5 protein-coding genes are annotated in these 4538 nt (G+C 53.8%); 4 read left to right on the plus strand and 1 reads right to left on the minus strand.

The annotated features are described in order from the left end of the window. The 3 genes from H8Q75_RS03210 to H8Q75_RS03220 form a co-directional block, all read left to right on the plus strand. Positions 1-513 (plus strand): DegT/DnrJ/EryC1/StrS family aminotransferase (locus tag H8Q75_RS03210; protein WP_297040448.1); only part of this gene is annotated, 513 nt, incomplete at its 5' end. Between the two features lie 229 nt (positions 514-742). Continuing rightward, the gene (locus H8Q75_RS03215) at positions 743-1747 is read left to right on the plus strand and encodes a 2-hydroxyacid dehydrogenase (RefSeq protein ID WP_297040450.1); all 1005 of its coding nucleotides are present in this window, start codon (positions 743-745) and stop codon (positions 1745-1747) included. Positions 1748-1844: 97 nt separating this feature from the next. Then, on the plus strand, positions 1845-3050 hold the full coding sequence (locus H8Q75_RS03220) for an argininosuccinate synthase (protein WP_297040455.1): 1206 nt from the start codon (positions 1845-1847) through the stop codon (positions 3048-3050). On the opposite strand, the gene H8Q75_RS03225 is transcribed toward H8Q75_RS03220, so the two are convergent. Then, a complete protein-coding gene (locus tag H8Q75_RS03225) occupies positions 3047-3319 on the minus strand; it encodes a YciI family protein (protein WP_024125639.1) in 273 nt (90 codons plus the stop codon). The two genes, H8Q75_RS03220 and H8Q75_RS03225, sit on opposite strands and share 4 nt — an antisense overlap. A gap of 93 nt (positions 3320-3412) precedes the next feature. Here H8Q75_RS03225 and H8Q75_RS03230 point away from each other — a divergent pair. Next, positions 3413-4538, plus strand: a 1126-nt coding sequence (locus H8Q75_RS03230; protein WP_297040458.1) for a pentapeptide repeat-containing protein, incomplete at its 3' end; no start/stop codon positions are given.

Raw genomic sequence — 4538 nt, forward strand, 5'->3', positions numbered from 1 at the left:
ATTACTACCAATGATGAGGATTTAGCAGAGCGATCGCGCATGCTGCGGGTTCACGGCGCCCGTCAACGCTACCACCACGAAATAATTGGCTACAATTCCCGCTTGGATAGCCTCCAGGCAGCAATTCTACGGGTGAAGCTGCCCCATATCGATCGCTGGAATCAACAGCGACGGCGAGTCGCCCAAACCTATAACCAAGCCTTGGCTGGTCTTGAGGCAGTAGTGACCCCAGCCGTGTCTGCGGGGCATGTGTTTCATCAATATACGATTCGGGTGCTGAATGGCCAGCGGGATGCGCTTGTGGCTTACCTAAAGGAGGCTGGCATTAGTTCAATGATTTACTACCCCATTCCCCAAGATCACTTTCCGATGTACAAGGGGCAATCTCCTCCCAATCCTGTGAGCGATCGCCTTGCTAGCGAGGTTCTTAGCTTGCCCATTTGGCCTGAATTAAGCGATGCCACCATTGAGTATATTGCGGCAACCATTCGGCAGTTTTTTCACCCGTCCTGAGGCGTTTCTGTGAGTATCTCTTCAGGTGTTGCCTTAGCATCTGCACTAAGGCAGTCTTTGCCGCAACTTAACAGAACCTTAAACTGAGACTCGCTAGGCTAGCTACAGCTCTTTGCCAAGATGGGGCGTTACAAACACAACACGGGACATGGTTTCCTAATTATGGGTATTGGCTGTGTTTACCCCCTCTGGAAAGGGCTGTCCTGTTGCTTACCCGAGGAGATCCCCCATGAAGGTTGCGGTTTTTAGTGCGAAATCCTACGATCGCCAGTTTTTGGATGCTGCCAATGCGGCTCAAGGCCATCCCCATGTTCTAACCTATTACGATTTGCTGCTGCGGCCTCAAACAGTGTCCCTGGCTGAGGGGCACAATGCAATCTGTGCCTTTGTCAATGACGATCTTGGGGCACAGACCCTAGAGCGACTCGCACAGTTGGGGGTGCGTCTAGTCACCCTGCGCTGTACGGGCTTTAACAATGTGGATTTAGCTACGGCGGCCAACGTGGGCATAACGGTTACCCGCGTGAGTACTTATTCCCCCTATTCGGTGGCAGAGCATACGGTGGGGCTGATCCTGATGCTCAACCGCAAACTCCACCGTGCCTACAACCGGGTGCGCGATGATAACTTTTCCCTAGAGGGACTGATGGGCTTTGACCTCCATGGTTGTACCGTTGGCATCATTGGCACGGGTAAAATTGGCCGAGTTGTTGCTCAGATTTTGCATGGTTTTGGCTGCCACCTTTACGGTTACGATCCCTACCCTAGTGAAGCTTTTAGGGAGATTGGTACCTACACAACCTTAGAAACATTGCTGGCGGCATCCGACATTATTACCCTCCATTGCCCCCTGCTTCCCGAAAATGAACACCTGATCAACGCCACCACGATCGCCCAAATGAAGCGGGGCGTCATGCTAATCAATACCAGTCGCGGCAAACTGGTGGACACCAAAGCCGTCATTGAGGGCATTAAAAGCGGCCAAATTGGTTATCTGGGCATTGATGTCTATGAAGAGGAAGACTCCCTCTTTTTCCAAGACCTCTCGGACACCATCATCCAGGACGACACCTTCCAACTCCTGCAATCCTTCCCCAATGTGGTGATTACTGCCCACCAGGCCTTCTTTACCCGCAATGCTCTCACGGATATTGCCCGTACCACGATTGAAAATTTGACCTGTTTTGAGCAAGGCCTGCCCCTAGCAAACGAAGTGAAACAGCCCTCACCCTGAGGCTCAACCAACTCAACAGGGGGACTAATGACTTTTCGGGCAAACAGATCCGCTATAGTAGCGATCGCGTTTGTTTCAGACAAGTCAGGAAAGACTCATGGGGCGTGCAGAAAAAGTCATTTTGGCCTATTCGGGGGGGGTGGATACCTCCGTATGTATTCCCTATCTCAAGCACGAGTGGGGAGTGAAGGAAGTTATTACCCTCGCAGTGGATTTAGGACAGGGGGATGAACTGGAGCCCATTCGCCAAAAGGCCCTTGATGCAGGTGCCAGCGCCTCGTTAGTGGCTGATGCCAAAGCTGAGTTCATCCGCAACTATGCTTTTCCAGCCATTCAAGCCAACGCCCTCTACGAAAATCGCTATCCCCTCTCGACGGCCCTTGCTCGCCCCTTGATTGCCAAGCTCTTGGTGGAGGCGGCTACCCAATACGGTGCTGACGCTGTTGCCCACGGCTGTACTGGGAAAGGGAATGATCAAGTCCGCTTTGATGTGGCGATCGCTGCCCTCAATCCCCATCTCAAGGTCTTGGCACCCGCGCGTGAATGGGGCATGAGCCGTGAAGAAACCATTGCCTACGGCGAACGCTTTGGCATTCCTGCGCCTGTCAAGAAATCTTCCCCCTACAGCATTGACCGCAATCTTTTGGGACGCAGTATTGAAGCTGGCCCCCTTGAGGATCCGTGGATTGAACCCCTTGAGGAGGTCTATTTGATGACCCAAGCCATTGAACACACCCCCAACTCCCCGGAGTATGTGGATATTGGCTTTGAAGCAGGGGTTCCTACCAGCCTCGATGGTCGCCCCCTTGATCCTGTGACATTGGTCAGTGAACTCAATGAGCGAGTGGGTCGCCACGGCTTTGGCCGCATTGACATGATTGAAAATCGCCTGGTTGGCATTAAATCCCGTGAAATTTACGAAGCCCCTGGTCTACTGGTGCTCATTGACGCCCACCGCGATTTGGAAAGTTTGACTCTGACTGCTGATGTGACGCAGTATAAGCGGGGCATTGAGGAAACCTACAGCCGCTTGGTCTATAACGGCCTCTGGTACAGCCCCCTCAAGGAAGCCCTCGATGCCTTTATTCAACAGACTCAGCAGCGGGTCACAGGTACCGTGCGCGTCAAGCTCTTTAAGGGGACTGCACGGGTGGTGGGGCGGCAATCTCCCTACTCCCTTTATACGCCTGATTTGGCCACCTATGGCAGGGAGGATCAATTCGACCACAGGGCAGCTGAGGGCTTTATCTATGTGTGGGGGCTACCCACCCGTGTCTGGGCAGAAAAACTGCGCCAAGGCTAGTCGGGGGCTTCGACAATACACCACTCATGGAGTTCGTAGTGGACGCACTGGTGTTGGACGAGGGGATCACGGGCAACAATTTCCTCAGCCGCCTTGCGGGAATCGGCCTGAAACAACAGCATGCCACCCCCTCGCTCAGCCCAGTATCCCGTGCGGGCTTGATGGCCGGCGGCAATGAGGGAGCGTACATAGGCCCGATGGGCAGGAACATAGCGATCAAAGGTTGCTTTGTCCACAATGCCGCGCTCAATTTTGACAAACCATGGCATTGGTGATTGGCTCCTGTGGATTCGAATCAAGACCTAGAATAGCTATAAGCAGTGTGCCTGAGTGACGCTGTTGTGCCCTGATTGTGAGCGGCTATGAGCAAAGCCATGACCCTTGAAACCTTGTTAAGTGAATTTGCCCGTGGAGTGCGGAATTTCCGTGGTGTTAATTTGGCAGGCAGTGTGTTTCCTTTAGTACAACTCAGCCATGTTGATCTGGCGGGAGCCAATCTGCAGGGCATTAATTGGAGTGGGGCGGATTTGATCAAGGCTAACCTGGCCAATGCCAATCTGCGGGGAGCTAACCTGATTGGTGCAGATCTCAGTGGGGCTAACCTCACCGATGCAAACTTGCAGGACGCAATCCTAAGTGGTGCTGTTTTGGTGGGAGCCTACCTCTCCCGAGCCAATTTGCAGCGAGCAGTCCTCAGCGGTGCCATCCTCAAGGGGGCAGTTCTCCACGACAGTAATCTCAAGGATACGAATGTGGTGGGTGCAGATTTATCGGAGGCGGATTTGACTGGGGCGATCGCCCGCCGCCAAGACCTGGAGGAGGCCAAGCTCGCAGGCACCATCCTACCCAACGGCGAAGTGGTTTTGGAGGATGGAGACATTCAAGAGATACCGTTGCCACCCCCAACCACCACTCCCCAGCCAATGGCGGTTGCTAACGAAACTACTCTCATTGAGTGGACAAATGAGCAGGTGATTCAAATGCTGATCCTGCAACAGCACCCCTTGCCCAGTACCTATCAAAGTGCCGATTTGAAGGTGGTGGATTTGGGCAATCACAGTTATCAACTGCGCACTGTCACTGACACGGTCGTTGCGGTGGTGGAGGGAGCCAGTGTGGCCGATGAAAAAGTAACCCTTTTTACCGAGGCACCCTTTGCAGATTTAGTGGCCAGTGTACTCCAAGCCCATTCATTTTTGCCCACCCAATACGTCAGTGAACCGCTGCCGGCATGGCGGTACGAGCAGGTACCGATTCCCCAGGGGGGCGAGGTGCGTTTAGGAACGGCACGGCAACTCTGGAAGACCTGGTGGCTGCTGCTGAAGTCGGCTGCTGCTGCGCAAGAGCCGTCGCAATTGCAACTTTTGGTGGGTAAGGAGTGGCAACCCATTCGGGAGATTGCCTTTTCAGCCGCGGCAGCGGGGGGGCTGATCATTAAGACATCTGGGGGCGATCGCCACTATCCTGGGGATGCCTCACTGATTTGGC

It is taken from the genome of Thermosynechococcus sp. OHK43 (assembly GCF_014466085.1).
Taxonomy (GTDB): Bacteria; Cyanobacteriota; Cyanobacteriia; order Thermosynechococcales; family Thermosynechococcaceae; genus Thermosynechococcus.